Here is a 25,754-nt window from a genome sequence, read left to right on the forward strand (position 1 = left end):
CGCCCGGCAGCTCAGCGCGCCTGGTGGGCGCGGCGCGACGGCACGCGAACGAGGGCGCGCTTGAAGCGCCGCTCGGCGCGGCATGCGAGGTCCACGGCCAGCGCCGTCGAGACCATCACGAGCACGGTGCCCACGCCGATCACGGCGAGCAGCTGCAGACCCTCGTGGCGCAGCAAGTCCGTGTATTGCATGACGGCGGCGACCATCGGCACGAAGAACAGAATCATTTCGGCGAGGAACCAGTCGGCGCCGCGCTTGATCTTCTCCGTTTTGAGCACGCCGCTCATGAGCAGCGCGACCACTGCAAGCAGCCCCAGTACCCCGCCCGGCAGCGGCAAATGAAAATGACGCGATGCAGCATCGGCCACGAGATAGATGCCCGTGAGCAGCGCGATCTGCCACACCACGTCCACAACGCGCTTGCTGCGGCTATACAGACGGCTGGCGATCATCTTGGTCATGGCGGACTCCCGAGGGTTTGGCGTCGATAGGCATCGACATGAAGGCCAGTATAGGAAGCACCGCAACATAAATAAAATGAATTAGTATTATCAAATCAATTCCAAAGTGGAATAATTTAAGTATTAACCCTAATCGTGCATGCGAGCCCCTTGCGGGGCGGGGCTTTGCGACAAATTGCACCAAATCGGTGCAAACGAAGGAACCAACATGGAACTGCGCGCGTTGCGAGGATTTGTGGAAGTCGTGCGACAGCAGAGCTTCACGGCAGCCGCCGAAGCGTTGTTCGTCACGCAGCCGACGGTGAGCAAGATGGTCAAGGCGCTCGAGGACGAGCTCGGCACGCCGCTGATGCTGCGCGAGGAGCGCGGCATGGGGCGCCGGCTGCAGTTGACCGATGCCGGACGGGTCGTCTTCGAGCGCGGGCAGGACGTGCTCGCCGCCTACGCCCGGCTGCAGCAGGAACTGGCGGACCTGGAGACGGTGGCGCGCGGCGAACTATCGATCGGCATCCCGCCGCTCGGCGGCGATCTGTTCATTCCCGTGATCGGCGCGTTTCATCAGCACTATCCCGACATCGAGATGAAGCTGTTCGAGACGGGCTCGCGCGCCATCGAGCAAGCGCTGCTCGCGGGTGACATCGAGCTGGGCGCCGTGCTGCTGCCCGTCGATCCCACGGTCCTCGACGTCTTGCCGGTGTGTCACTACCCGCTGCGCCTGATCGCCCCGCGCGGGTCGCGCTGGGAAGGACGTGCGTCGGTGGGTCTCGGCGAATTGCGCGACGAGCCGTTCGTCTTCTATGGCGAAGGCTTCGCACTCTCGGAACTGGTGATTGCGGCCTGCCGCCGCACAGGCTTCACGCCGAAGATCGCGGGACGCTCCAGTCAGTGGGACTTCATCGCGTCGATGGTGGACAACGGCGTGGGCATCGCTTTGCTTCCGGAGCCGTTCTGCGCGCGGCTCGATCCGGGGCGCTTCGTGATCGCTGACGTGCGCGACCCCGCGATCCCATGGGACCTGGCGATGGCATGGCGGCGCGACTCGTACCTGTCGCACGCGGCGCGTCGCTGGCTGGCGCTCGCGCGCGACATCCTCGGTCCCGGCGGCGATGGGGAAGCCCAGGCGGCCATTGCCGGAGGCGCGCGTCGCAACTGAGCACGGCGGCCTCGACGCAAGTCCCGCGCGAGTGCGGTACTCCCGGGGGCCGGGGCGCCGCGCACGGGCTTGCCCGCGCATGACCGCCCGCGACTGTCCGCCGCTGGTCGCCGCTGTTCGCGACTGCCGTCGCGCCTCGCGGTGCATCCCCGCCCGGGCGCGGGGATTGCGGTATCCTTGCCGCTGATATTTCCCCCCCGCCGCGCGAGCGCGGCACATCGACATCCATGCGCATCATTACCGCGAATCTGAACGGCGTGCGATCGGCCGCCAAGAAAGGCTTTTTCGAGTGGTTCGGCAATCAGGAAGCCGACATCCTCTGTGTGCAGGAAATCAAGGCGCAACTGCCCGACATGACGCCGGACTTTCTCAAGCCGCACGACTACCAGGGCTACTTCCATTACGCGCAGAAGAAGGGCTACAGCGGCGCAGGCGTGTACGTGCGGCGCGAGCCCGACGACATCCTCATCGGCTGGGGCAACGAAGAGTTCGACGCCGAAGGCCGCTACGTGGAAGTCCGTTACGGCAACCTGTCGGTCATCTCGGTCTATATCCCGTCCGGCTCGAGCGGCGAGGAACGTCAGGCGGCGAAATTCCGCTTCATGGCGGACTTCATGCCGCACCTGCTCTCGCTCAAGTCGGCGGGCCGCGAGGTGGTGCTGTGTGGCGACGTGAACATCGCGCACAAGGAGATCGACATCAAGAACTGGAAGGGCAACCTGAAGAACTCCGGCTTCCTGCCCGAGGAGCGCGCGTGGCTCACGCAGTTGTTCGACCAGCACGGCTACGTCGACGTGTTTCGCACGCTCGACGACCGTCCCGACCAGTACACATGGTGGAGCAACCGCGGACAGGCCTATGCGAAAAACGTCGGCTGGCGCATCGACTACCAGATCGCCACGCCGGGCATCGCGAGCAAGGCCAGGGCGACGTCGGTCTTTCGCGACATCAAGTTCAGCGACCATGCCCCGCTGACCGTGGATTACGATCACGCGCTGTGACGGCGCGCTCGCGCGCCACGCCGTCAACGTGAGCCGCTGGGCGCCGGAACGCCGTCGCCGCCACCGTCGTCGGCGCCCCACGGCGCGACCTTCGGCAGCAGCAGCATGCCGGGCACGGCGAGCGCCGTGCAAACGAGGAAGAAGGTGAGCCAGCCCACGCCATCCACGATATAGCCCGTACCGGCATTCGCGAACGTGCGCGGCACCGACGCCAGGCTCGTGAAAAGCGCGAACTGCGTGGCCGTGTAGCGCGGGTCCGTCGTGCGCGCGATGTATGCCGTGAAGGCCGCCGTACCCAGCCCCGCCGTGAACGCCTCGAACGCGATCACCGCGCCCAGTCCCACCACCACGGCGCCGGCTTGCGCGAGCCACGCAAAGCCTAGCACCGACACGAGCTGCAGCACGCCGAAGACCCACAGCCCGCGATTGATGCCGAGCTTGATCAGCCAGACGCCGCCGATGATGCCGCCCGCAACGCTCGCCCACAGGCTCGTCGCCTTGGCCACCACGCCGATCTGCGTTTTGGTGAAGCCCAGATCGAGATAGAACGATGTCGCGAGCGACGTCGCCATCGAGTCGCCCAGCTTGTACAGAAAGATGAACGCCAGCACGAGGAGCGCCTGCGACCAGCCGCCGCGCGTCACGAACTCGTGGAACGGTTCGACGACCGCTTCGCGCAGCGTCTTCGGCGGCGTGCCGCGAATCTCCGGCTCCTTGACGACGAGCGTCATCACGATGCCCGGCAGCATGAAGGCAGCCGTCGCGAGGAACACTTCCGCCCACGGCAGATGATCGGCCAGAATCAGCGCGAGCGAGCCCGGCACGAGACCGGCCACCTTGTAGGCGTTCACGTGCATGGCCGTGCCGAGTCCCTGCTCGCGGTCGGAGAGCAGTTCACGGCGATAGGCGTCGAGACAGATGTCCAGGCTCGCGCTGAAAAACGCCAGCGCCGCCGCGAGCGCGGCGATGGTGGGCAGGTCGCGCTGCGGCGAATACGTGCCCATGAGCGCGACGGCGCCCGCCACGAGCAACTGCGTGAGGAACATCCAGCCGCGCCGCCGTCCCGGCTTCCAGCCGAGAAAGTTCGGCGCGAAGCGATCCATGAGCGGCGCCCACAGAAACTTCCATGTGTAGGGAAACTGGATCAGCGCGAACAGGCCGATCGCCTTGAGGTCCACGTGCTCGCTGCGCAGCCACGCCTGCACGAGATTGAGCAGGATGAACAGCGGCAAACCCGAAGTGAAGCCGAGGATCACGCAGATGAGCATCCGCGTGGGGTGGAAGACTCGCCCGTCGTCGGGCGGCAGCGAATCGGTCATGGAAGGCACGGTTGGGGCCGGCCGCCCGCGGCGTGCGACGCCGGCTCCCCCTTGCCTTGACCCGCCCGGGGGCGCTGCGCTGCCCCGCTAGCTGCCGTCGGTTCAGGAACGCTTGACGCGATAGACCGCAAGACTACCACGCCAGTTCGCCCCCACCGACACCAGTCGCCCGTTATGCAACACGGCGCGATCGAGGATCTGCACGCCGACTTCCGGCGCCAGCGCCTCGAAGTCCCTGATTGTAAGCACGCGCACGTTCGGCGTGTTGTGCCACTGGAACGGCAGGCTCTTCGAGACCGGCATGCGCCCCTGCAGCACCGATAGACGATGCGGCCAGTAGCCGAAGTTCGGGAACGACACGATCGCCTCGCGGCCGACGCGCACCGTCTCGCGCAGGATGTCGGCCGTGCGGTGGATCGTCTGCAGCGTCTGCGAGAGGATCACGGTATCGAAGCTCTGGTCTTCGAACAGCTTGAGCCCGTCTTCCATGTTCTGCTGGATGACGTTGATGCCCCGCTGCGCGGAGGCCAGCACACCCGCGTCGTCGATCTCCACGCCGTAACCGCTCACGCCGAGTTCGTCGATGAGCAGACGCAGCAGCGAGCCGTCGCTGCAGCCCAGGTCGAGCACCTGGGACGACGGTTCGATCCAGCGCGCGATGACGCGAAAATCCGGACGCTCGGCAAGCGACGCCGAGATGGTATTGCGCGATGCTGCCGGCGAAGCCGCGCGCACGCCGTTTGCCGGGACCGTGGACTGACTCATACTCCGACCTCCTCGGCGATGCGTTCGTAGTAGGCGCGCACCAGGTTGTGATAGCGCGCGTCGGTAAGCAGGAAGGCGTCGTGCCCGTGCGGCGCGTCGATCTCGGCGTAACTCACGGTACGGCGCGTATCGAGCAGCGCCTTGACGATCTCGCGCGAGCGCGACGGCGCGAAGCGCCAGTCGGTCGTAAACGACACGATCAGATACTTTGCCGTGGTGTGCGCGAGCGCCTTCGCCAGATCGCCGCCGACCGTGCGCGCCGGATCGAAGTAGTCGAGCGCCCGCGTGATCAGCAAATACGTGTTGGCGTCGAAGTACTCGGCGAACTTGTCGCCCTGATAGCGAAGATACGATTCCACTTCGAACTCCACGTCGAAGCTGAACCGGTAGCCGTCGTCTGCGCCGCCACCCGCCGCACCATTCGCCGCACCATTCGACGCACCATTCGCCACACCGTCGGCGAGCGCCTCGGCGCGCCGCAGCGCACGGCCGAACTTGGTCGCCATGTCCTCGTCGGACAGATACGTGATGTGACCGATCATGCGCGCCACGCGCAGGCCGCGACGCGGCACCACACCATGCGAGTAATAGTCGCCGCCGTGGAAATCGGGGTCGGAGAGGATGGCCGAGCGGGCCACCTCGTTGAATGCGATGTTCTGCGCCGAGAGCTTCGGCGTGGAGGCAATGACGAGACAGTGCCCGACGCGCTCGGGATACATGATGCTCCACGCGAGCGCCTGCATGCCGCCGAGGCTGCCGCCCATCACGGCGGCGAATTTGCGGATGCCGAAAGCGTCGGCCACGCGCGCCTGCGCGTTGACCCAGTCCTCGACGGTGACGACCGGAAAACGCGCACCGTAGGGCGTGCCCGTGGCGTCGTCGATGCTCATCGGCCCGGTGGAGCCGAAGCACGAGCCGAGGTTGTTCACGCCGATGACGAAGAAGCACCGGGTGTCGAGCGGCTTGCCGGGCCCGACCATGTTGTCCCACCAGCCGACGTCCTTGGGATTGTCGGCGGCAATGCCCGCCACGTGATGCGATGCGTTGAGCGCGTGACAGACGAGCACGGCATTGCTGCGATCGGCGTTGAGCTCGCCGTAGGTCTCGACCATCAGGTCGTAGCCCGCGAGCGTGCTGCCGTTCTGCAATGCCAGCGGCTCAGCGAAATGCATCCGCTGCGGCGTGACGATTCCGATTGAAGATTCCATAAACCCCTGTCCGAAACATGCCGGGCCGGCCTCGCGTTCGACGGGTGTCGACGCACGGCGTCCTCGGGCGTTCTATGCGGGAAAAGGGGTCGATGAAAAGACGGCGGGGTGCGCGAACGACCTCTTTAGCCGCATTTGTAATGAATGGCCCTGCCGGTCTGCCCGACAGCGTCATTCGCGCGCCCGCAAGCGAGTCACCAAATCGGCGCGCCAATCGTCGCGACAGGGCCGGTCGAATCGCCGGCGCCCCGTCGCGTGCTGCGAAAGTATAACGTAATCCGCGCAGGCAGCGCAGACGAGGCAGGTCTTAGCGCAGCAGCGCGGCTACCTGCGGTTCGGCCCCTTCGGCCGGCGAGCGCTTGAAGCCGCTCTTGGCGAAACGGTGCCAGCGGCCCAGCACGTAGGAGACGAGCAGGTTGGCGCGCGAATTGGCGTCGAAGGTCTCGGGCAGCGTGCCGTTGGCCGCGGCCAGACGCAGCACCTGGCGCAGCGACGCCTCGATGCGGTCGAGCAACTGGTTCATGCGCTCCTGCAGACGCTCGTTTTCGCCGACCAGCGCCTCGCCCGTGAGCACGCGCGTCATGCCCGGGTTCTTCTCGGCGAAACCGAGCAGCATCAGCACGATGGCGCGCGCCTGCGACACGCCGTCCTGGTCCTGGGCGGAGATCTGGTTGATCAGGCCGAAAATGGTTTGTTCGATGAACTCGATGAGGCCTTCGAACATCTGGGCCTTGCTCGCGAAGTGGCGATAGAGCGCCGCCTCCGAGACATCGAGCCGGGCGGCGAGTGCCGCCGTGGTGATCTTCTCGCCCTTGGGCGCCTCGAGCATGGCGGCGAGGGTCTGCAACACCTGCACGCGACGCTCGCCCGGCTTGGGGCGGGTCGTCTTTACCGGCGCGGGTGCGGCCTCCAGCGCGTCGGCGGCGCCGTAGCCGGCGCCGCTCGAAGAGTTTTCCTGCTGCATCGTCTGGTCGTTATCGGTAGGGATTTGATGGTCGGGCGGCCTGGGCTACGCGCTTCGCTCCGGCCCCGGTCGCAAGGCGCGCCCGTAACTCGCGCAGAGATTGTACTTTGATATCCACATAGTGTGGGCGCCCACTGCGCGGCATCGCGTCGCCAAGACTGTTTCTGACAGGCAGATGGCCCGTAATCCACACCGTCCCGATGCCGAAATGCCGCAGGTGTTTGAGATGCGAGCGCGTGTCCTCCACCAGCCACGTGCGACGCGGCAAAAGCCGCTCGCGCGCGAGCAGCCGGCGCAGCATGGCGGCGTCGGGCTTGGCGCGCCACCCGCGCCGGTCGGCCATGTCCTCGATGCTCACGCAGCGCTCGAAATGGCGGCGAATGCCCAACGCCTCGACGATCGGCAATGCGTAATGCGCCGGCGCGTTGGTGAGCAGTATCTTGCGCCCGGGCAGGCCGGCGAGCAGGCGGGCGATGCCCCGCTCCGCGCGCAGCACCTCCGCCAGCGGCGGCAGTTCATGCACGCGCTCCAGGAATTCATGGGGATCGATGGCGTGATGCCGGATGAGCCCGAGCAGCACCGCCCCGTAGCGTTCGGTGTAGTCCGAGCGCAGCCGGTTGGCCTGCTCCTGCGGCAACCCGAGCTTCTCGACGATATAGGCCGTCATCGCGCGATTGATGCGCGGGAAGATCGCGTGCGACGCGCGGTGCAACGTGTTGTCCAGATCGAACAACCAGACCGGGCCGCGCGCGCCGTGCTCGCTGCGGGCGCGGTTCGCCCGGCGACGCCGGCTCAGGACATGAGAAGAAGCCACAGAAAAAAGCGCAAGTGATGCGAAGGGGGTCGGCTGCCATGCGCCCGCGGGCGACTGTGCCATGCAGGCCGGACCATGCCGGGACGGCAATCCCGATGGGCAAGACCACCGGGTGGCGAACGCGGGCAGCCGCGACGAAAGCACGATGCTAGCGTGCGTGACGCCCTTTGACAAATTCGCCTGCCAAATCAGCCCGCCGGGTCATACCGCCCTGGCCCGCACGCGCAGCAGGCTGACGGCGCCGCCGACGGCCGCCAGCACGGTCGCGGCCACCATCGCAGCGTGCGCGCCGGCCTCGCCGTACAGATCGAAGAGCAGCGCGACGAGCGCCGCGCCCAGCGTCATGCCCACCGTGCGCGCAATCGTCATGAGGCCGCTGGCCGCGCCGCTGCGCTCGCGCGGCGCGCCCATCATGATGATGCGGTTGTTGGGCGTCTGGAAGAAGCCGAAGCCCAGCCCGCATACCGCCATGCGCACCGCGATGCCCCAGTCGGACGCATCGTGTGGCAGCCAGGCCAGCGACGCCAGCCCAAGCGCGAACACGCCCAGGCCGAGCGCACTCAGATGCGCGCTGTCGAAGCGATCGGACAGCCGGCCGGTGAGCGGCGCGACGAACACGATCACCAGCGGCCACGGCGTGATCAGCAGGCCGGTCATGGCTTCGCCGCGCGCGAGCGTGTGCTGCAGCAGGAACGGCATGCCGACGTATGACAGCGTCTGCGACATGTAGCAGGCAACCGACGTGAGCGAGGACAGCGCCAGCACCGGCACGCGCATGAGATCGAGCGGCAGCAGCGGCACGCGCTGCCGGCGCTGATGCAGCACGAGCGCCACGGCAACGATCAGCCCGAGCACGATCTGCAGCGCCGCCATACCGCGCCGCCCGGCTTCGCCCACGTGTCCCAGTCCGATGATGATGAGCGCGAGCGCCGCGGCGTTGAGCAGGGCACCCGGCACGTCGAGATGCCGCTCGGCGCCGGGCGTGCGCGGAAGGAACCGGTAAGACGCGGCGAACGCCACGAGGCCGATCGGCAGATTGATGGCGAAAAGCCATCGCCAGTCGCCCAGCGAGAGAAGGCCGGCGGCCACGCTCGGCCCGGCCGCCGTCGACAGCGCCACGGTGAGCGCGAGCAACGAAATGGCGCGTCCGCCCATGCTTGGCGGAAACACCATGCGCAGCAGCGCCGGCACGATGGTCGACATGCACGCGCCGCACAGGCCCTGTGCCACGCGCGCGGCAACGAGCCAGCCGAGGCCGGGCGCCAGCGCGCAGCCCGCCGAGGCCAGCGTGAAGCCCGCCACGCCGAACAGGAACACGCGTCGGTAGCCAAGCTTCTCGCCGAGCGCGGCGAGTGGCAGCACGGCCATCGCGAAGATCAGTTGATAGGCGTTGACGACCCATACGGTCGACGCCGGGTCGGCCGCGAGATCGCGCGCAATGGTCGGCAGCGCCACGTTGGCGATCGACGCGTCGAGATTGCCCAGAAACGTGCCGAGCAGAATGGACGGCACGGCAATGCGCCGCGCACTCGCGTTCAGTCCCTCGTCGAGCGGCGCGTGGGGTCGTGTCATACGCAAACGGTGTGAAGCGAATCGAATCGGATATCGACGGGTCGTCGAAGAAAAAAATCGGCCCGGGGAGTTCCGCAGATGATACAAGCCTCTGGGCCCGGGCCGGGCAGGAAAATCGCGCGCGATGGTGCAGCTCGGGGAATGTACGGCGGCACACGGTGCTGCCGCGCGACGTCTGCCGGATCACTCTCTCGTGGCGCGCGGCACCGCCACCACGTCGCGTGCCGCGCATCGGGAGTGACGCCGCACCGCGCCGGCATGAGCCGCCCCCCCGGACGCCTCACACCGCTGGAGCGCGCGATGCCGCGTAAACCTGCTAAGCGCTGTCTGAGTCGCAGGCCGGCGCTCAGAACGTGTGCTGAATGCCCAGCATCGTGCCGAACTGGTTGCTGCCGGTCACGACCGAGCCGCCCGCGGCGATCGCCACGGCACCGTTGCGGCTGTTGGCCACCCAGCCCGCCATGCCATACAGCGACGTGCGCTTGGACAGCGAATACGTGGCGCGGCCGATGAGCATCGTCGCGTTGGCGCGGCTCTTCAACTGATAGCGGATGGCCTGCGCGTCGAGCGCCCAGGTGATCGTGGGCAGATAGGTGAGGCCGATGAAATACATGTCCGAGCGCAGCGAAGCGGCGTCCGCGCTCACGTTGCGATGAATCCAGCCGCCGCCCACGCGGCCCGAGGACCACTTGTAGTACGCGTTGATGACCGAGTGCGAGTCGGTGTAGCTCGAGCTCGTGAGCGGTGCGGCCGCGCCGGTGTTGCCGCGCATCTGGTCGTAGGACGCCGAGATGCCGAAGTTCTCGTAGTCGTAGCCGATCAGGCCGGTGAACTGCTTGCAGGCCTGATAATTGCCGGCCACGTTACCCGCGCAGTTGGTCCCCGACGGGCCGCCGGCCGACGAAGCGTCGCGCCCGAAGCTGTACGTCGCGCCGATGGTCACGCCCGAGAATTTGCCCATGTAGCCGATGGCGCTGTCGCTGCGCGCATTGGCGATGTACGGATCGATACTCGCGAGCGAGAAGATCGATGGTCCGATCACGTCCGCGTTGCCGGTCACGTAGAACGTCATGTTGTTCTGACGGCCGACGAGCAGCGTGCCCCAGGCGCCCGACAGGCCCACGTTCGCCTGACGGCCGAACAGACGGCCGCCGTAGTTCAGGCCGCCGGTGCCCGGCTGGAAGCCGTTTTCCAGCGTGAAGACGGCTTTCAGACCGCCGCCCAGATCCTCGACGCCCTTGAAGCCGAAGCGCGACGGCACCTTGCCGGTGAGCGTGGGCTCGCCGATGAAGCTGCCGCCGTTGGCGGCGTTGTTGTAATACGCGATGCCGGTATCGATGATCCCGTAAAGCGTCACGTTGCTTTGTGCGTGAGCCAGGCCTGCGCCCAACAGCAGGCCAGCGGCCAATGCGTGTTTCCCTTTCACTTCTGTCCCCTTGTTTTTGAAATACACAGCTTCGAGGGTCTGCTCACCCCCGCGAGTCGGTCTCCGGACCCGCGACAATGTCGCCGGCCCGGCCTCTTCTACGGCGTGACTGCACGACTGCGGCACCGCTGCTTCGCCTCACCTGTCCGGTGACTGCGAGCACCGCCCGCCGCCTTGCCGCCCTGCCGCCCGCCGCCCGCCGCCGTTGTGCCCTGCTTCGCAGCGTGGCGGCGCCGACAGCGTTACCGGCGTGCCCTGCCGCCTCCTGGGCGATGCGACCGCCCTTCGGCCGAGCACTCCGATGTCTCCCCGCGCGACGTGAAGCGCTGATTTTTCTTCACGCCTCGCGCACGAATGTGAAACGCGCCTCGCGTCGGGCGATACGCCAGCCCTGCGCGGTACGCACGAACATGTCTTCGAATTCGCCCATCACCTGACGTCCCTGCGCCGGCCGCCCGAACGGCCCCGGCGTGTCCTGCGCCGAGCCGCTCCAGAGCAGCACGGCGCTGCTGCCGCAAGCGCTCGTCGCGGATGTCACGTCGATGAGGACGTTGCCTACGAGATGCCGCGTGAGCCGGTCGACCGGCCGGTCCGCATAGGCCGCGGCAATCGCGGCCGGCCCGACGAGCGTGTCGCCGTTCGGACGCACGAGCACGCCCGTCTCGGCGAAAAGCGCCGCGAGCCCCTGCGGGTCGCGCCGATCGTTACAGGCGACGAAGCGCATCACCAGGTCGTAACACGCCTGTTTCGCGAGCACGGCGTCGAGCGTGTGCTGATCAATGCCGGAGCCGGTCGGCCGAACGTCGTGCGTCATGCGCCCGCCCCCTGTGTGGCTCCCGCGTTCGGCGCGGGCCTGGCCAACCATTCGCGCATCGCGTCGGCCACCGCCTGCGGACGTTCCATCGGACTCATGTGAGCGCTGTGCTCGACGACACGCAGCACGGCGCCCGGGATCAGACCGGCCATGATTTCGTGCCGCGCGAGCGGACTCCACGTGTCTTGCCGCCCGCACAGCACGAGCGTCGGGCAGCGCAGCTCGCCCAGCACCGCAGTGGCGTCCGGTCTTCCCAGCAGCGCGTGGATCTGTGCCGCGAACTGCTCGGGGCTGCTGCGCTCGATCATGTCGAGAATCGATTCGAAGAGCGGTGTCGCGATCTGGTCGGGATGCACCATGCCGGTGGCCCAGACCTGCCCCATCGCGCGCATGCCCTCGGCGCGCGCACGCGCGAGCAGCGCGGCGCGTCCCGCACGCTCCTTGTCGGCGGCCTCGCCTTCGGGCAGCGCCTGATAACCGGTGTCGAGCAGCGCGAGATGGGTGACGCGATGCGGCGCGCGGCGCGCGACTTCGAGCGCGACGCGTCCTCCCATCGAATGGCCCGCCACTGCGAACCGCGGCTCGGCGACGGTGGCCAGCACGTGCTGCGCCATCGCGCCGATGGTGTCGAGCGTGCCCCAGGACGGCACGCGGCAATCGAACTGCGGCAGCAAGGCCGCCGTGGCAGCCCAGGCCACCCGGTCGCACAGCAAGCCGGGAAGCATGAGCAAGGGGGGACGATCGGCGCTCATGGCTTTCCTCCCTGCGCCCAGACGGCGCGCGGCACACACACCTGACCGTCGAAGAGCCAGCGCGCGGTGCGCAACAGCCCTGCGCCGACGACTTCGGTCTCGCCCGCCGCGTTCGCGCCGAGCGCCAGACGCACCGTGAACTCGCCGCTCGGATGTTCGATGGCGAGTAGCGGCGCCTCGCCGGGCGGCACCACGGCCATGTCGTGGCAAACGGTCCCCGGTAGGGCCGCGGCGGTCGCCACGCTCACCGCCGCCAGCACGCCGATGGCCGAATGGCAGCGGTGCGGAATGAAACAACGCGTCGCGAGCGCGCCGCCCGCCCGGGGCGGTGCGACGAGACACATCTTGGGCACGGTGCGCGAGCGAACGTCGCCGAGATTCATGCGCTCGCCGAGCGCCAGGCGGATCGTCTCGATCCGCTCGCGCATCGCCTGAAAATCGGCGCTCGCATCGAGTGCCTGCCAAGGCTCGGCGCCGGTGCAACCCACGTCCGCCGCCCGCAGGAGCACGAGCGGCATGCCGTTGTCGATGCACGTCACGGCGACGCCCTCGACCACGTCCTGACGCCGCCCCGTCGGGAACAGCGCGCCGCAGGTCGCGCCGGCGGTGTCGCGAAACATCAGCGGAATCGGCGCGGCCGTGCCCGGCACGCCGTCGATGGCCACCTCGCCGTCGTACCTCACCTCGCCGCCCGGCGTCTGCACGGCGGCGACCGCCACCTGCCCGGTGTTGACCATGTGAATGCCGACCTCGGTCACCTCGCCCGCGATCGCCACGAGGCCGCGCTCGATCGCGAACGGACCCACGCCCGCGAGCAGATTGCCGCAGTTCTGTCCGTAGTCCACGCGCGCCTCGTCGACCACGACCTGCGCGAACAGATAGTCGACGTCGGCATCGGGCCGCGTCGCGCGCGAGACGATCGCGACCTTGCTGGTGAGGGGATTGGCGCCGCCCATGCCGTCGATCTGGCGCGCGTCGGGCGAGCCCATCGCCGCGAGCAGCACGGCGTCGCGCGCGGCGGTGTCGGCGGGCAGATCCCCGGCGAGGAAATACAGCCCCTTCGAGGTGCCGCCGCGGATCACCGCGGCCGGAATGCGCGTCTGGGAGTGTTTCATGTCGGCCGTCACTGCCCCTGCAGCTCGTCGAGCGAGTCGACGTAGCGCAGCCCCTTCGCGGCAAGGCGTTCGCGCATCTTGTAGTAGTCGAGTCCCAGCGTGCCGCTCGCGAGCACGCCGCGCTTGTATGCTTCGTCGGCGCCGCGCGCCGCGGCGGCCTTCGCCACCGTCTGCGCGGTGGCGTGCGGCACGACCACCACACCGTCGTCGTCGGCGACGATCACGTCGCCCGGATTGACGATCTGGTTCGCGCACACGACCGGCACGTTCACGGAGCCGAGCGTCTCCTTTACCGTGCCCTGCGACGAGATGGCCTTCGACCACACCGGGAACTGCATTTCGGTGAGCGTGCCGATGTCGCGGCAGCCCGCGTCGATGATCAGCCCGGCCACGCCGCGCGCCTTCATCGACGTGGCGAGCAGATCGCCGAAATAGCCGTCGTCGCACGGCGAGGTCACGCCCACGACCACGACGTCGCCCGCCCGCGCCTGCTCCACGGCAACGTGCAGCATCCAGTTGTCGGACGGCGGCGCGAGCACCGTCACGGCACTGCCCGCCACGCACGCGCCCGCGTAGATCGGACGCAGGTACGTGGCCATCAGCCCGAGGCGACTTTGGGCCTCGTGGACGGTGGCGCTGCCCGCGCTGCGCAGCACGTCGAGCGTCGCGGCATCGACACGGGGAATCCGACGAACGACGACGCCGCGAATCATGACAGTTGCTCCGTGACGGTCGGCGTGAGGCGCATCAGCCCCTCCGCATACCGGATGTCGCGCGCCGCCGTAATGCCGATGTTGCGCTTGGCCTGCACGCCGCGCTGCAGCGCCACGCGCGTGTAGTAGTCCCACAGGTGTTCCTGACCGGCCATGCATTCGATCGCGGCGCGCTTCTTGTCCCACACGGGCGTGATGTCGACGAACGTATTGGGAACCCATTCGCACTGCTCGGTCTGATGCGGCTCGAACGCGAGCACGGCCGGCGCGCCGATGATCTTTTCCCCCGGTTTGTGGCCTTCGGCCTGCGCGATGACGCGGGCTTCCTGCGTGACGTGCATGGCGAGCGGATGGTCGAAGTTGTACGGATCCTTCTCCGAGTGGCTCAGCACGAACGACGGCTGGAGTTCGCGATAGATGTCGACCAGCCGGAACAGCGTTTCGTCCGACACGCGCATCGGGTAGTCGCCGATGTCGAGAAATTCGATTTCCGCGCCGAGAATGTCGGCCGCGCGCTGCGCCTCCTCGCGACGTGCCGCCTTGACCTTCGCTTCGGTCATCTGCGCGCCCTTGCGCCAGAGCTTGGCCGACTCGCCGCGCTCGCCAAACGACAGGCACACGACCTTCATGCGATAGCCCTGCGCCACGTGCGTGGCGATGGTCCCGGCGGCGCGCCAGACGAAATCGGCCGAATGCGCGCTGACGACAAGGCCCGCGCGGCCGGCGGCTTGCGTGTTCTGTGTAGTGCTCATGAGTTTGTCATCCATTCGTATTGCCAATGCTTACGCGTTCTCGAGTCCGACCAGGCTGCCGAGCAATTCGGGCGACGCGGCCAGCTCGCGGCTCTGTCCCGCCCAGACTTCGCGGCCGCGGTCGAGCACCAGCGCACGATCGGTCAGCTCGAGTCCGAGTTCCGCGTGCTGCTCCACGAGCACCACGCCCATGCCGCCGTGCGCGCGCAGTTTCCAGAACGCATCGACCAGCTGATCGACGATCACGGGCGCGAGCCCTTCGAACGGCTCGTCGAACAGCACCACGTGCGGGTTGCCGATCAGCGCACGGCCGATGGCGAGCATCTGCTGTTCGCCGCCCGAGAGCTGATTGCCGAGGTTGCGGCGCCGCTCGTGCAGGCGCGGGAAAAGGTCATAGATGCGCTCGAGCGTCCAGGCGCCGTCGGACGCGCCCATTGCCGAGACCTGCAGGTTCTCTTCGACCGAGAGCGACTTGAAGATCTCGCGCTCCTGCGGCACCAGCGCGAGGCCTGCACGCGCCCGCCTGTAGGCCGGCCACGAGGAAACGTCGTCGCCGCGATAGCGCACCACGCCGCCGTGGCGGGTGGTGAGGCCGAGCAGGCTGAGCAGCAACGTGCTCTTGCCCACGCCGTTGCGCCCGAGAATGGCCACGGCCTCTCCCGCGCGCACGCGCACGCTCAGATCCTCGAGCACGATGGTCTCGCCGTAGCCGGTGCACAGGCCGCTGGCGTCGAGCAGGATGTCAGTCATGATGGCGGCGCCCCAGATAGATGTCGCGCACGCGCGGATCGCGGCGCACTTCGTCCCTCTCGCCTTCCATCAGCACGGCGCCTTCGACGAGCACCGTGATGCGGCGTGCAAAACGGAAGACCAGGTCCATGTCGTGCTCGATGACCATCACCGCCACGTCATGCGGCAGGCGTTCGAGCAGCTCGAACAACTTGCGCCCCTGCCCTGACGGCACGCCGGCGACCGGCTCGTCGAGCAGCAGCACCTTCGGGTCCAGCGCGAGGCCGAGCGCGATTTCCACCTGCCGGCGCTGGCCGTAGGCCAGCTCGTTGATGCGCCGGCCCGCGAGTTCGAGCATGCCCAGCGCGCGCAGGCGCTCCGCCGCCTCCTCCACCACGGCCGGGCGCGCCGCCAGCGGCTTGCCGATGCGGCCGTCGAGCCCGCGGCGCGAGGCGAGCGCCATGGCCACGTTCTCGGCCACGGTAAGCGTGTCGAACAGCGTGTTGAGCTGAAACGTGCGCGCGAGGCCCAGCTTCACGCGCTTGTGCGAGGGCATCGTCGTCACGTCGGTGCCGCCCACGCGCACCACGCCGGCGTTCGGCTTGAGCACGCCCGTGAGCAGGTTCATCAGCGTGCTCTTGCCGGCGCCGTTCGGCCCGATCAGCGCGTGGCGCGCGCCCACGGGCAGCGAAAGGCTGACGTTGCGCGTAACGTCGAGCTGGCCGAAACGCTTGGACAGCCCCTGAATTTCGAGTGCGGCGCTCACGGCGTGACCTCCTTGTCGGTGGGCGTCGAAGTGGCCGCGCCGCTCGCCGTCCCCGGCGCTTCGGCCGGGCGCCGGCGCGTGCGGCGAAGACGCGCGGAGAAGCGATCGACGAGACCGATCAGGCCGTCCGGCGCAAAACGCACAACCACGATGAGCAGCACGCCGAGCGCGGCGAGCCAGTTAGTCGGATCGACGGCGGCGATGCGGTCGGACAGCACCATGAAGACGACGGCGCCGAGCACGGCGCCATAAAGCCGCCCGGTGCCGCCGAGCGCGAGCATCACGAGCACGTTGGCCGAGAGCGTGAACGAGAGCGTGTCGAGCGCCACGATGTTGTTCACCTGCGCCGAGAGCGCCCCCGCCACGCCGGCCACGGCCGCCGCGAGGGTGTAGAGCATCAGACGACGCAGGCCGACGCGCACGCCGAGCAGCGACATGCGCATGGCGTTCTCGCGAATGCCCTGCACGGCAAGTCCGAAGGGCGAGTTCACGAGAAACCGCGTGAACAGGTAGACGACGATCAGCACCACGAGCGCATAGACGTATGCCGTGTGGCCATAGATATCGAACTCGAACATGCCGAGCACGGGCGCGATGCTGTAGCCCGTCAGACCGTCATCGCCCATCGTGATCGACTTGGCGACGTTGCCGGCCTCGTAGAGCAGCGTGGCACACGCGAGCGTGAGCATGATCTGCGTGAGACCGCTCACGCGCAGCACCACGATGCCCGTGACCAGGCCGACGGCCGCCGCGAGCACCGCGCCGGCCGCGAGTCCGAGCAGCGGATCGGGCGACACGTGCAGCGCGAACAGGCCCGCCGCATAGGCGCCGCTGCCGAAGAACGCGGCGTGGCCTAGCGTCTCGATGCCGCAGTAGCCCTGCACGAGATCGAGCGAGAGCGCAAAGATGATCATGATCAGCACGCTCGTGGCGAGCGCGAGATACAGATCGGCGAAGAAGTAAGTGGCGAGCGCGGCAAGCAGCAGCAGCGCGTCGAGCATGCCGAGGCGCTTGCGGCGCAGGGCCGCCCCGACTTGCTCGACCTGCTCGACCTGTGCCGCGCCCGCGGCCGGATGCGAAGGATTCGTTTGCGGCATCGTCGTCCTCCGCTCAGGCGCGCCCGACCAGCCCTTGCGGGCGGACGAGCAGAATGGCCAGCACGGCCAGATAGATCATGAACGCGCCAAGCGCCGGCACGTAGTAGCGGCCAAGCGTGTCGATGAGTCCGAGCAGCAGCCCCGCGTACAGCGAACCGCGCAGGCTGCCCAGGCCGCCGGCGGCGACCACGATCAGCACGAGCACCAGATATTTCAGACCGTAGTACGGCTCGAGCGGCAGGATCTGGCTCGAGAGCGCGCCGCCCAGCCCCGACAGACCGCACCCGATGGCGAACGTGATGGAGAACACGAGCGGCACGTCGATGCCGACGCAGCGCGCCATGCGCGGGTTGTCGACGGCGGCGCGCAGCTTCGCGCCGAACGGCGTGCGCTCCAGCGCCCACCAGATGCCCAGCGCCACGACCGCACTGCACACCAGCGCGAACACGCGATAGACGGACACCGAGAAGCCGCCCACATCCCAGGTGCCGCGCAGGGCCTGGGGCACCGGAATGGTCTGCAGCTCGGTGCCGGCCAGATGCTTCGCGATCGCGCAGATGATGAACGCGAGGCCGATCGTCATGAGCAGTTGCCCCAGACCGTTGGCCGTGTAGACCCAGCGATACAGCGTGCGCTCGAGGATCGCCCCGAGCGCCATCGTGCCCGCCACGCCGACGAGCAGCGCGGCGAAGAAGTCGAGCCCCGCGCGCTGCATGGCCCACAGGGTGAAATAGCCGCCGATCATGGCGAAGGCGGAATGCGCGAGGTTGACCACGCGCATCACGCCGAGCGTGACCGTGAGGCCCACGGAGATAAGGAACAGCAACATCCCGTAGGCCACACCGTCGATCGACAGCGACAGGAAGGTGGCAAGCGATTGCGTCATGAGGAATTACCGAACGGGCTGAGCGACGTCGTGCGCCTTACTTGGCGGCCACCTGCGGGTGGCTCTGATGCCACGGCTCGACCACGGACTTGTAGGTCTCGATCGGCTTGTTGCCGAGCTTGCCGTCAATGGTCTCCACGCGGCGGATATACACGTTCTGCACGATCTCGCGGGTCTTCGGATCGATCGACACCGGACCGCGCGGGCTCGTCCAGCTGTAGCCCTTCACGGCGGCTATCGCCTTGTCCGCGTCCTTCTTTCCCTTGGTCGCCCGGACCATCTGGGCGATGAGCGTCATGGAGTCGTAGGCGGCCACCGACGCGATCGACGGCAGCGCGCCTGCACCGTACTTGGCCTTGTAGGCCTTCACGAACGCGTTGTTCTCCGGCGTGTTGAGGAACGGCGAGTAGTGCAGCGCGGTGATGGTGCCCAGCGCGCTGTCGCCGATGGCGGGCAGGTCCGACTCCATCGTCTCGGTTGTGGCGAAGAGCTGGATGCCGGCGCGGTCGAGCTCACGCTCCTTGAACGCCTTGACGAAGCCAGCCGACATCGGGCCGACCGGCATGAACATGAAGACGGCCTGCGGCTTGGCGTCGCGCACGCGCTGCAGGTAGCTCGAGAAGTCCGTGGTGCCCAGCGGTACCTTCACTTCGGTACTGATCGTGCCGCCGGCCTTCCTGAACGTATCCGAGTAGGCGTCGATGGCGTCGTAGCCGGTGGCGAAGTCGGCGACCACGATGGCCGCATTCTTGATGCCCTTGCTCGCGGCGTACTGCACCAGCGGCACGCTCACCGTCCATTGCGTGAAGCCGGTGCGCACGAAGTACGGCGACTTGAGCGTGACGCTCGAAGTGCCCGAGTTGCCGATCACGAGCGGCGTCTTCGTCTGGTTCGCCACGTCGGCCATCGCGAGCACGTTCGGCGTGTACGAGCCGCCGAACAGGTACTGCACCTGGTCGCGCACCACGAGTTCCTGGGCAAGCTGGCGCGTGCGCTGCGGATTCACGCCGCCCTCGTCGCGTTCGAGCAGCACGAGCGTGTCGTCGCCGACCTTGCCCTTGTTCTGCTCCATCCACAGGTTCAGGCCGCGGCGATACTCGGTGCCCCACCACGAGGCCGAGCCGGAGAACAGTCCGAGCACGCCGACCTTGATCTCTTCGGCGCGGGCCGACGAAATGGTGGGAATGGCGGTGAATTGGCAAACGCTCGCGAGTGCCACAGCGAGCCACAGGTGGCGCTTCATCATAGTGTCGTCTCCTCGTCGGCGTCTCGCGCCGCTCCGTTTTTCCGATGAGCGCGCCGGGAGTTGGCGCGCCTTCTCGATAATGTCCGGAACAGCTTAGGCAGCCGAAATGGCGACGTCGAATGAAAGTCCCGCGTCGAGCGTTGCGTTTTTCGTATATCCCCGAGATTTCCCCTACGAAACGTGGCACGTCTTGCGAGCGACGTCGCGCACTGCGGGACGCCGCTCGCCTGCGCGGTGAAACCCCCGCCGGGCAAGGCCGCACAGGCTGTCGAGAGAGCGCGTCGCGCGCCGGGAAAGTGGTGCGCGAAGCCGCGCGCAGCGTCATGCAACTCATGGCGAATCCGGCGAATTTCGCCGCACTCGCCGAGCGCATGACGCGGGATTCACGTCGGATGCTGCATCGTCGGCGCGAGCACGCGCAGTTCGTCGAGCAATTGCTCGGCGGCCGGCGAGAGCAGGCCGTCGCGGCGTGTTGCCACGCCGATGGCGCGGCGCGCGTGCTGCAGTGTCACCGGCACCACGGCGAGCTCGCCCGTGCGCAGCTCCGAGGTGATCTGCACCGGCGAGAGCAGCGCGAGCCTGTCGCTCGAGGACAACAGGCCGCGCACCACCGGCGAACTGCTCGCCTGCACCTGCGTTTGGGGCAGCGGCAGACCCTCGGCCTGGAACACGCGCTCGAACACGCCGCGCGCGGGCGTGCACGGCAGCGGGCTCACCCAGCCGTACTCCAGCAGCTCGGCGAGCGTGGGCGAGCGGCCCCGCGACAGGCATGGGTGATCCGCGCGCGCGACGACCGAGAGGTGGTCCTCGAACAGCGCTTCCTGACGAATGTCCGCAGGCACGTCGTTCGCGCGCAACGCGCCGACGATCATGTCCACGTCTGCCTGGCGCAGTTGGCGAACGAGCGCCTCATAGGTGCCGTCGACCACGGTGACGGTGAGATACGGCGACTTGTGCAGCAGGCTGTCGATGGCTTTCGGCAGAAGAAAGCCGCTCGAGAGCGGCAGCGCTGCCACGATCACCGTGCCTTGCTGGCGGCCGCCGAAAGGCGCGAGCTCGTCTTCGGCGATTGCGAGTTCGGCCAGTGCGCGCTTGACCGGCCCGAGCAGGGCCATCGCTTCGTCGGTCAGACGCGTGCCGCGCGGTGTGCGCCGGAACAGCTTGATGCCGATGAGGTCTTCGAGCTGATCGAGATTGCGCTGGATCGTCGGCTGCGAGCACTGCAGCCGACTCGCGGCGAGCGGCCCGCTGCCGAGTTCCGCCACGGCGATGAAGCTCGTGAGCTGCTGCGGGGCGACCACGGCGGCAAAGCGACTCGCGGCGCGCGCGCCGCCATCGGACTGCGAGGCCGTCGCCGCAAACGCTTCGCGGTAGCCGTTGGCGAGCTCGGCAAGCGCGCGCGTGGCGCGCACGCCGAGGCGCTGGCCGGCGGCATTCGGGATCAGGCCGCGGGCGCTGCGATGAAAGAGCGGAAAGCCCAGTTCCGTCTCGATGTCGGTGATCGATCGCGCAACGGCCGACTGCGAGAGGTGCAGCATGCGCGCCGCGCGCGCGACCGACTCGCATTCGAGCACGGCGACCATGGCGCGCAGGCCGCGCAGCTTGCGGCACAGCAGCGTGGCGTCGTTGTTCTGCGGCGCGCGGCTCCATGTGCCGCGCTCGTGACAGCCGAGCCGGGCCGCGGATGCCGGCGACGCCCCCGACGTGGCCGTGCTCGCGGCCGGCGCCGGCGTGGCGGTGGTGAAGCTCACGGACGTGTCGATCGACATGCGATGGATGGCCTCCGGTGCGCTCACCGCATGGTCGGCACGCGCCGGGTTGCCATGAACTCGTCGAACGTCTCGCCGCGCATGAGCGCATACACTTCGAGATTGGTCTTGCGCACCACGCGCGCGAACTTCTCCAGCACGAAGAAATTCACGCCGTGACGCACGAGGCCGAGCCAGTCCTGCGCCTGCACCATTGCCTGCTCTTCGGCCGTGAGGCCGGCCTGCGTCATGGCGCCAACGGGGTCGGCGAGGTACGTCTCGCGATGTTCGGCGCGAATCATGTGCCAGAAGAAGCGATTGAGCGCGAGCGTGCGATTGCTCACGCGCAAATCGAACGCGTAGGTGCCGGTGATCGCCTCGATGCCTTCGAGTTGCGGGTTCATGCGAGTTCCTCGTACAGCGCGACGGTCATGGCCGTGGTCGTCGCCAGGTAGTAGTTCAGGTGCGTGCGGCGGATGCGCGGGCTCAACGCGCCGCGCATCGACAGCCACATGATCTGCTCGACGCTCTCGGCGCCGCCGCGCCGCACATAGTCCACGTGCCTGAGTTCGGCGAGCGTCTCGGGTTGGTGCTCCAGCAGCTCGAGGAACTCGCGGTCCCACGCCTCGTCGTTGTAACCCGCGCGTTCGCCGTGAATCTGGTGCGAAAGCCCGCCCGTGCCGACGACGACCACGCGCAGGTCCTCGGGATACGACTCGATGGCGCGACGCACCGCCTGACCGAGCCGATAGCAGCGACGGCCGGTGGGCAGCGGGTACTGCAGCACGTTGATCGCAATCGGCACCACGGTGCCCGGCCAGTCCGGCTTGTGCGGCCAGAGCAACGGCAGCGGCGAAGCGCAGCCGTGATCGATCGGCTTGTCCTGAAACACGGTGATGTCGAACTCGTCGTTCACGAGCGACTCGGCGATATGCGCCTGCAGCGCAACGTCGCCCCGGATCGGCGGCAGCGGGCGCAGGCCCGCGCCTTCGTCGGCGATCGGGAACGACTCGCCCACGCCGAGCGCGAAGGTCGGGTACATGTCGAAGAAAAACGTGGTCGCGTGGTCGTTGTAGAAAAACACCAGCACGTCGGCCTGCTTCTCGGCCAGCCACCTGGCCACCGGCTCGTAGCCCTGGAACAGCGGCGCCCACGCGGGATCCTGCTGCTTGCCCTTGTCGTATGCCACACCGATGGTCGGCACGTGCGACGTCCCGATCCCCCCAATGATCTTTGCCACGCTTTAGTCTCCGTTTCGCGTCTCGCGATGCGCGCGCGTGGGGATAACGTCACCCCGCGGCACCCGACGACGCCTTTGATTATGCTGGCCCGAGTCTATACGGGATCCCATATTCGCATAAAGCAGGGTATTTACTGATGCGTTTTGTAATTATGGGATCCCATAATGAAAAAAAGCCGGCTCTGAGGGACCGGCGCGCTTGTCCATCGAACGAAAGGAAACGCATGCTGCACCCCACGCCTACCACGGTTCAATTGCGCGAGATGATCCTCAAGGGCGAGCTCGCGCCGGGCGAGCGGCTGGCCGAAGCGAAACTTGCCGAGCAGCTCGGCGTCTCTCGCATGCCGATACGGCAGGCGCTGCCGGTGCTGGCCGAAGAAGGGCTCGTCGTGCGCGCCGGGCAGCGCGGCTATGCCGTGCGGGCGCATACGCGCGAAGAGAGCATCGAGGCGCTGCACCTGCGCGGCGCGCTCGAAGGCTACGCCGCACGGCTGCTGGCCGAGAAAGGCGCCGGCGCCGAGTTGCTGGTCCGGTTGCGCGACCTGCTGGCCGAAGGCGACGCGCTGCTCGCGGGCCATACCATGACGCCGGAAGTGCAGATCGGCTACGCATCGCTCAATGCGCGCTTTCACGATCTGCTCGTGACCGGCGCACGCAATCCGTTGCTCGAAGGCTTCATCGCGCGCTGCAACCTCGTGCCGTTCGTCGCGCCGCGCACGGTGGCCTTCGGGCACGAGGACCGGCGCCAGTACGCGGACATCATCGCGTACGCGCACCGGCAGCACCACGCGATCGTCGAGGCCATTGCGGCGCGTCAGCCCGACCGGGCCGAATTCATGTGCCGCGAGCACATCGTCACACAGGAACACAGCATGGGCGCGCAACTGCTCTAGGCGCCGACGCGCATCGTCGGCCCCACATTTTTCATCACCTTCCACCCCTATCGAAACGAGCGCGCGCCGGGTGAGCGCGCGCCAAGGAGACAACCGATCATGTTCCTCAAAAACACCTGGTACGTGGCCTGCACGCCGGACGAGTTCGCCGACAAGCCGCTGGGCCGCAAGATCTGCAACGAAGCGATGGTCTTCTTTCGCGAGGCGAACGGCAACGTCGCCGCGCTCGAAGACTTCTGCCCGCATCGCGGCGCGGCGCTGTCGCTGGGCTTCGTGAAGGACGGCCATCTGGTGTGCGGCTATCACGGCCTGACGGTGGACGGCGGCGGCAAGTGCACGAAGATGGTCGGCCAGCGCGTGGGCGGCTTTCCGAAGACGCGCGCCTACCCGTGCGTGGAGCGCTACGGCTTCGTGTGGGTGTGGCCGGGCGACGCGTCGCTCGCCAATCCCGACGAGATTCCGCATCTGGAATGGGCGGTAAGCGACCAGTGGGCCTACGGCGGCGGTCTGTATCACATCAAGTGCGACTACCGCCTGATGATCGACAACCTGATGGATCTCACGCACGAGACCTACGTACACGCGACGAGCATCGGCCAGGAAGAGATCGAAGAAGCGCCGCCGAAGACGACCGTCGAAGGCGACATGGTGATCACCGAGCGCCACATGGAGAACATCAAGGCGCCGCCGTTCTGGGCAAGCGCGCTGCGCGCGAACGGTCTGGACGATCAGGTGCCGTGCGATCGCTGGCAGATCTGCCGGTTCACACCGCCAAGCCACGTGATGATCGAAGTGGGCGTCGCGCACGCGGGCCATGGCGGCTACCACGCCCCCGCCGACAAGAAGGCCGGCAGCATCGTCGTCGACTTCATCACGCCCGAGACGGACGAGTCGATCTGGTACTTCTGGGGCATGGCGCGCAACTTCAAGCCGCAGGACGCCGACCTGACCGCCGCGATCAAGCGTGGCCAGGGCGGCATCTTCGCCGAAGACCAGGAAGTGCTCGAAGCGCAGCAGCGCAATCTTTCGGCATATCCGGACAAGAAGATTCTCAAGCTGAACATTGACGCCGGCGGCGTGCAGTCGCGCAAGGTGCTCGATCGTCTGATCGAGGCCGAACGCGCGGCTTCCGGTCCGGCCGTGGAGAGCGCGGCATGAAGGTCAGGCTGGCGAACAGGCGCGATGTCGCGACCGACATCTGCGAATTCGAGTTCGTGAGTATCGACGGCAGTGCGCTGCCGGCATTCACGGCCGGCGCGCACATCGACGTGCATCTCGGCGGCGCGCTCGTGCGGCAATATTCGCTGTGCAACGCACCGGGCGAGACGCACCGGTACTGTGTGGGCGTGCTGCGCGATCCGGCTTCTCGCGGCGGCTCCGTGGCAATGCATGCGCTCGCCGCGGGCGCCGAAGTCGAGATCAGCGAGCCGCGCAATCATTTCCCGCTCGCGCCGCAGGCCACGCACAGTATTCTGCTCGCCGGCGGCATCGGCGTGACGCCGATCCTGTGCATGGCGCAGTCGCTTGCCGCGAGCGGCGCCTCGTTCGAAGTGCACTACTGCACGCGCGAACCGGCGCGCACGGCATTTCGCGATCGCTTCGCGCAGGCGGATCTCGCGGCCAGGACGCGGCTCTATTTCGACAGCGAAGGCGAGCGCGCCGATCTCGACGCCATTCTCGCGCAGCCCTCGGGCGGCAAGCATCTGTACGTGTGCGGCCCCGCCGGCTTCATCGAAGCGGTGCTCGCGCGCGCCGACGCCGCGCAGTGGCCTGAAGGCAATGTGCACCGCGAGTACTTCGCCGCACCGGCGCAAGCGGATACCGACGGTGACCGGCCGTTCCAGGTGAAGCTGCATTCGAGCGGCCGCGTGATCGACGTGGCAGCCGGCGAGACCATCGTCGCCGCACTGGCCGCGCAAGGCGTGCAAGTGCAGACTTCCTGCGAGCAAGGCGTGTGCGGCACCTGCCTCACGCGCGTGATCGACGGCACGCCGGACCATCGCGACGTGTATCTCACCGACGAAGAGCGCGCGGCCAACGACCAGATCCTGCCGTGCTGCTCGCGCAGTCGGTCGGCCATGCTGGTGCTCGACCTGTAGCGCGCGCTCGCCCGCCTGGGCGAGCCGCCCCGCTTCGCGTCGCGAGCGGGGCGGTTTCGCTTTCGTCGCCGTCAGGGCATTCTGCCGAGCCCCGCCGCCAAGCGGCTCGACGAATTGCGTCAGCTGGCGGCCGGCATGAGACATCGGGTCGCGCCGGCATGTCGCATCGGCGTGTCGCACCGGCATGTCGCACCGGCTGGTGCGCCCCCGCGCGCGCAAGC

At 67.7% G+C, this 25,754-nt stretch carries 26 protein-coding genes; 5 read left to right on the plus strand and 21 right to left on the minus strand.

Annotated elements, in window-relative coordinates; genetic code table 11:
* Positions 1–11: 11 nt before the first annotated feature.
* Entirely contained in the window at positions 12–461 is a 450-nt protein-coding gene (locus CDN36_RS08250) for a CidA/LrgA family protein (protein ID WP_150554077.1), read from the minus strand.
* A gap of 208 nt (positions 462–669) precedes the next feature.
* On the opposite strand from CDN36_RS08250, the gene CDN36_RS08255 reads away from it, so the two are divergent.
* Positions 670–1,614: a LysR family transcriptional regulator gene (locus CDN36_RS08255; protein ID WP_150554078.1), complete on the plus strand. Its 945-nt coding sequence runs from the start codon at positions 670–672 to the stop codon at positions 1,612–1,614.
* Between the two features lie 227 nt (positions 1,615–1,841).
* Entirely contained in the window at positions 1,842–2,615 is a 774-nt protein-coding gene (locus tag CDN36_RS08260) for an exodeoxyribonuclease III (RefSeq protein ID WP_150554079.1), read from the plus strand.
* A gap of 23 nt (positions 2,616–2,638) precedes the next feature.
* Here CDN36_RS08260 and CDN36_RS08265 read toward each other — a convergent pair whose 3' ends face one another.
* From CDN36_RS08265 to CDN36_RS08360, 20 genes are all read right to left on the minus strand, one after another.
* The gene (locus CDN36_RS08265) at positions 2,639–3,934 is read right to left on the minus strand and encodes an AmpG family muropeptide MFS transporter (RefSeq protein WP_150554080.1); all 1,296 of its coding nucleotides are present in this window, start codon (positions 3,932–3,934) and stop codon (positions 2,639–2,641) included.
* Between the two features lie 102 nt (positions 3,935–4,036).
* Complete coding sequence (gene metW / locus CDN36_RS08270; protein ID WP_150554081.1) at positions 4,037–4,699, minus strand: methionine biosynthesis protein MetW; 663 nt, start codon at positions 4,697–4,699, stop codon at positions 4,037–4,039.
* Complete coding sequence (gene metX, locus CDN36_RS08275) at positions 4,696–5,907, minus strand: homoserine O-acetyltransferase MetX (protein ID WP_287496463.1); 1,212 nt, start codon at positions 5,905–5,907, stop codon at positions 4,696–4,698. The genes metW and metX overlap by 4 nt, the downstream gene beginning before the upstream one ends.
* Positions 5,908–6,214: 307 nt before the next feature.
* On the minus strand, positions 6,215–6,871 hold the full coding sequence (gene slmA, locus CDN36_RS08280) for a nucleoid occlusion factor SlmA (protein WP_150554084.1): 657 nt from the start codon (positions 6,869–6,871) through the stop codon (positions 6,215–6,217).
* A 10-nt stretch (positions 6,872–6,881) separates the two neighbouring features.
* Entirely contained in the window at positions 6,882–7,685 is an 804-nt protein-coding gene (locus tag CDN36_RS08285; protein WP_150554085.1) for an HAD-IA family hydrolase, read from the minus strand.
* Between the two features lie 201 nt (positions 7,686–7,886).
* Entirely contained in the window at positions 7,887–9,257 is a 1,371-nt protein-coding gene (locus tag CDN36_RS08290; RefSeq protein WP_287496464.1) for an MFS transporter, read from the minus strand.
* A 346-nt stretch (positions 9,258–9,603) separates the two neighbouring features.
* Positions 9,604–10,683, minus strand: coding sequence for a porin (locus CDN36_RS08295; protein WP_287496465.1), 1,080 nt, complete (start codon positions 10,681–10,683; stop codon positions 9,604–9,606).
* Between the two features lie 337 nt (positions 10,684–11,020).
* The gene (locus CDN36_RS08300; RefSeq protein ID WP_287496466.1) at positions 11,021–11,497 is read right to left on the minus strand and encodes a nuclear transport factor 2 family protein; all 477 of its coding nucleotides are present in this window, start codon (positions 11,495–11,497) and stop codon (positions 11,021–11,023) included.
* Positions 11,494–12,249, minus strand: a complete 756-nt coding sequence (locus CDN36_RS08305; protein WP_287496467.1) for an alpha/beta fold hydrolase — start codon at positions 12,247–12,249, stop codon at positions 11,494–11,496. Before CDN36_RS08305 ends, CDN36_RS08300 begins: the two co-directional genes overlap by 4 nt.
* Positions 12,246–13,364, minus strand: a complete 1,119-nt coding sequence (locus CDN36_RS08310) for a 4-oxalomesaconate tautomerase (protein ID WP_150554090.1) — start codon at positions 13,362–13,364, stop codon at positions 12,246–12,248. Before CDN36_RS08310 ends, CDN36_RS08305 begins: the two co-directional genes overlap by 4 nt.
* Before the next feature lie 8 nt (positions 13,365–13,372).
* Positions 13,373–14,077: a 4-carboxy-4-hydroxy-2-oxoadipate aldolase/oxaloacetate decarboxylase gene (locus CDN36_RS08315; protein ID WP_174966243.1), complete on the minus strand. Its 705-nt coding sequence runs from the start codon at positions 14,075–14,077 to the stop codon at positions 13,373–13,375.
* Positions 14,074–14,829 (minus strand): PIG-L deacetylase family protein, encoded by a 756-nt coding sequence (locus CDN36_RS08320; protein ID WP_287496468.1) that lies wholly within the window; start codon positions 14,827–14,829, stop codon positions 14,074–14,076. Before CDN36_RS08320 ends, CDN36_RS08315 begins: the two co-directional genes overlap by 4 nt.
* A gap of 30 nt (positions 14,830–14,859) precedes the next feature.
* Positions 14,860–15,579 (minus strand): ABC transporter ATP-binding protein, encoded by a 720-nt coding sequence (locus CDN36_RS08325; protein ID WP_150554092.1) that lies wholly within the window; start codon positions 15,577–15,579, stop codon positions 14,860–14,862.
* Positions 15,572–16,324 (minus strand): ABC transporter ATP-binding protein, encoded by a 753-nt coding sequence (locus CDN36_RS08330; protein ID WP_287496469.1) that lies wholly within the window; start codon positions 16,322–16,324, stop codon positions 15,572–15,574. Before CDN36_RS08330 ends, CDN36_RS08325 begins: the two co-directional genes overlap by 8 nt.
* A complete protein-coding gene (locus tag CDN36_RS08335) occupies positions 16,321–17,421 on the minus strand; it encodes a branched-chain amino acid ABC transporter permease (RefSeq protein WP_287496470.1) in 1,101 nt (366 codons plus the stop codon). The genes CDN36_RS08330 and CDN36_RS08335 overlap by 4 nt, the downstream gene beginning before the upstream one ends.
* 13 nt (positions 17,422–17,434) lie before the next feature.
* Positions 17,435–18,307 (minus strand): branched-chain amino acid ABC transporter permease, encoded by an 873-nt coding sequence (locus CDN36_RS08340; protein WP_150554095.1) that lies wholly within the window; start codon positions 18,305–18,307, stop codon positions 17,435–17,437.
* 37 nt (positions 18,308–18,344) lie between these two features.
* Positions 18,345–19,553 carry an ABC transporter substrate-binding protein gene (locus tag CDN36_RS08345; RefSeq protein WP_150554096.1) on the minus strand — a complete coding sequence of 403 codons (1,209 nt, stop codon included), beginning with the start codon at positions 19,551–19,553 and terminating at the stop codon, positions 18,345–18,347.
* A gap of 383 nt (positions 19,554–19,936) precedes the next feature.
* Positions 19,937–21,322 (minus strand): LysR family transcriptional regulator, encoded by a 1,386-nt coding sequence (locus CDN36_RS08350; protein WP_287496471.1) that lies wholly within the window; start codon positions 21,320–21,322, stop codon positions 19,937–19,939.
* 23 nt (positions 21,323–21,345) lie between these two features.
* A complete protein-coding gene (locus CDN36_RS08355; RefSeq protein WP_287496472.1) occupies positions 21,346–21,705 on the minus strand; it encodes a protocatechuate 3,4-dioxygenase in 360 nt (119 codons plus the stop codon).
* Complete coding sequence (locus CDN36_RS08360) at positions 21,702–22,541, minus strand: gallate dioxygenase (RefSeq protein WP_150554099.1); 840 nt, start codon at positions 22,539–22,541, stop codon at positions 21,702–21,704. Before CDN36_RS08360 ends, CDN36_RS08355 begins: the two co-directional genes overlap by 4 nt.
* A 224-nt stretch (positions 22,542–22,765) precedes the next feature.
* Between CDN36_RS08360 and CDN36_RS08365 the strand changes: the two genes are divergently transcribed.
* The 3 genes from CDN36_RS08365 (at position 22,766) to CDN36_RS08375 (ending at position 25,533) form a co-directional block, all read left to right on the plus strand.
* Positions 22,766–23,434, plus strand: coding sequence for a GntR family transcriptional regulator (locus CDN36_RS08365; RefSeq protein WP_150554100.1), 669 nt, complete (start codon positions 22,766–22,768; stop codon positions 23,432–23,434).
* 99 nt (positions 23,435–23,533) lie between these two features.
* Positions 23,534–24,592: a Rieske 2Fe-2S domain-containing protein gene (locus CDN36_RS08370; protein WP_287496473.1), complete on the plus strand. Its 1,059-nt coding sequence runs from the start codon at positions 23,534–23,536 to the stop codon at positions 24,590–24,592.
* Positions 24,589–25,533, plus strand: a complete 945-nt coding sequence (locus CDN36_RS08375) for a PDR/VanB family oxidoreductase (protein WP_287496474.1) — start codon at positions 24,589–24,591, stop codon at positions 25,531–25,533. Before CDN36_RS08370 ends, CDN36_RS08375 begins: the two co-directional genes overlap by 4 nt.
* Positions 25,534–25,754 lie beyond the last annotated feature (221 nt).

Source organism: Pandoraea sp. CB10b_02 (genome assembly GCF_002216225.1).
GTDB lineage: Bacteria > Pseudomonadota > Gammaproteobacteria > Burkholderiales > Burkholderiaceae > Pandoraea > Pandoraea nosoerga.

Coding starts and splice junctions, on each gene's coding strand:
- CDN36_RS08260 (WP_150554079.1), top strand. CDS start 1,842: ATGCGCATCATTACCGCGAATCTGAACGGCGTGCGATCGGCCGCCAAG.
- metX (WP_287496463.1), bottom strand. CDS start 5,907: ATGGAATCTTCAATCGGAATCGTCACGCCGCAGCGGATGCATTTCGCT.
- CDN36_RS08315 (WP_174966243.1), bottom strand. CDS start 14,077: ATGATTCGCGGCGTCGTCGTTCGTCGGATTCCCCGTGTCGATGCCGCG.
- CDN36_RS08365 (WP_150554100.1), top strand. CDS start 22,766: ATGCTGCACCCCACGCCTACCACGGTTCAATTGCGCGAGATGATCCTC.
- CDN36_RS08350 (WP_287496471.1), bottom strand. CDS start 21,322: ATGTCGATCGACACGTCCGTGAGCTTCACCACCGCCACGCCGGCGCCG.
- CDN36_RS08320 (WP_287496468.1), bottom strand. CDS start 14,829: ATGAGCACTACACAGAACACGCAAGCCGCCGGCCGCGCGGGCCTTGTC.
- CDN36_RS08335 (WP_287496470.1), bottom strand. CDS start 17,421: ATGCCGCAAACGAATCCTTCGCATCCGGCCGCGGGCGCGGCACAGGTC.
- CDN36_RS08375 (WP_287496474.1), top strand. CDS start 24,589: ATGAAGGTCAGGCTGGCGAACAGGCGCGATGTCGCGACCGACATCTGC.
- slmA (WP_150554084.1), bottom strand. CDS start 6,871: ATGCAGCAGGAAAACTCTTCGAGCGGCGCCGGCTACGGCGCCGCCGAC.
- CDN36_RS08345 (WP_150554096.1), bottom strand. CDS start 19,553: ATGATGAAGCGCCACCTGTGGCTCGCTGTGGCACTCGCGAGCGTTTGC.
- CDN36_RS08325 (WP_150554092.1), bottom strand. CDS start 15,579: ATGACTGACATCCTGCTCGACGCCAGCGGCCTGTGCACCGGCTACGGC.
- CDN36_RS08305 (WP_287496467.1), bottom strand. CDS start 12,249: ATGAGCGCCGATCGTCCCCCCTTGCTCATGCTTCCCGGCTTGCTGTGC.
- CDN36_RS08355 (WP_287496472.1), bottom strand. CDS start 21,705: ATGAACCCGCAACTCGAAGGCATCGAGGCGATCACCGGCACCTACGCG.
- CDN36_RS08250 (WP_150554077.1), bottom strand. CDS start 461: ATGACCAAGATGATCGCCAGCCGTCTGTATAGCCGCAGCAAGCGCGTT.
- CDN36_RS08290 (WP_287496464.1), bottom strand. CDS start 9,257: ATGACACGACCCCACGCGCCGCTCGACGAGGGACTGAACGCGAGTGCG.
- CDN36_RS08300 (WP_287496466.1), bottom strand. CDS start 11,497: ATGACGCACGACGTTCGGCCGACCGGCTCCGGCATTGATCAGCACACG.
- metW (WP_150554081.1), bottom strand. CDS start 4,699: ATGAGTCAGTCCACGGTCCCGGCAAACGGCGTGCGCGCGGCTTCGCCG.
- CDN36_RS08265 (WP_150554080.1), bottom strand. CDS start 3,934: ATGACCGATTCGCTGCCGCCCGACGACGGGCGAGTCTTCCACCCCACG.
- CDN36_RS08310 (WP_150554090.1), bottom strand. CDS start 13,364: ATGAAACACTCCCAGACGCGCATTCCGGCCGCGGTGATCCGCGGCGGC.
- CDN36_RS08255 (WP_150554078.1), top strand. CDS start 670: ATGGAACTGCGCGCGTTGCGAGGATTTGTGGAAGTCGTGCGACAGCAG.
- CDN36_RS08370 (WP_287496473.1), top strand. CDS start 23,534: ATGTTCCTCAAAAACACCTGGTACGTGGCCTGCACGCCGGACGAGTTC.
- CDN36_RS08340 (WP_150554095.1), bottom strand. CDS start 18,307: ATGACGCAATCGCTTGCCACCTTCCTGTCGCTGTCGATCGACGGTGTG.